General features: G+C 54.2%; 1 protein-coding gene. It reads left to right on the top strand.

Annotation, left to right across the window (positions count from 1 at the left end; translation table 11 throughout):
- Positions 1-132 precede the first annotated feature (132 nt).
- Positions 133-790: relaxase/mobilization nuclease domain-containing protein (locus D5269_RS18020; protein ID WP_166545250.1), on the top strand; the 658-nt coding region annotated here is incomplete at its 3' end.

Raw genomic sequence — 790 nt, 5'->3', positions numbered from 1 at the left:
TTTGCTGGTTTCCGCTGTTTCGGAAAGCACTCTGCGATTTGTTCGTATTGTTCTTTCTTCAGTTCCATTCCCTTATTATAGCATATCTTCGTTTGTGTGAACAGACCCTAAGAACAGTAGGAGGTGTTTGATATGGCAACCACACGCATCATGCCGCTGCACACCGGTAAGGGCCGCACCGAAAGCCAAGCGGTCAGTGACATTATCGACTATGTAGCCAACCCACAAAAGACAGACAACGGCAGGCTCGTCACCGGCTTTGCGTGTGACAGCCGGGTAGCCGACGCCGAGTTTCTGCTGGCGAAACGGGAGTACATTTCCACCACCGGGCGGGTACGGGGCGCGGACGATGTGCTGGCCTACCATGTCCGGCAGTCCTTTGTCCCCGGCGAGATTACCCCGGAAGAAGCCAACCGGCTGGGCGTGGAGTTTGCCAAACGGTTCACCAAGGGAAATCACGCCTTTGTGGTCTGCACCCATATCGACAAGTCCCATATCCATAACCACATCATCTGGAACGCAGTCAATGTGAACTGTGACCGGAAATTCCGAAACTTCTGGGGCAGTACCCGCGCGGTCCGGCGGCTGAATGATACCATCTGCATTGAAAACGGCTATTCCATTGTAGAGGACCCAAAACCGCATGGAAAAAGCTATAACAAGTGGCTGGGGGACCGGGCAAAGCCCTCCCACCGGGAACAGCTCCGCATGATGATTGACCAGGCGTTGGAACAGAAACCGGCAGACTTTGACGCGCTGTTAAAGCTGCTTGAGGAAATGGGCTGTGAGG

Origin of the sequence: Anaerotruncus sp. 1XD42-93 (assembly GCF_009917605.1) — a bacterium.
Classification (GTDB): Bacteria; Bacillota; Clostridia; order Oscillospirales; family Ruminococcaceae; genus Anaerotruncus.
Note: the sequence above shows the minus strand (reverse complement) of the source record. Positions and strands in the feature narration are given on the sequence as shown.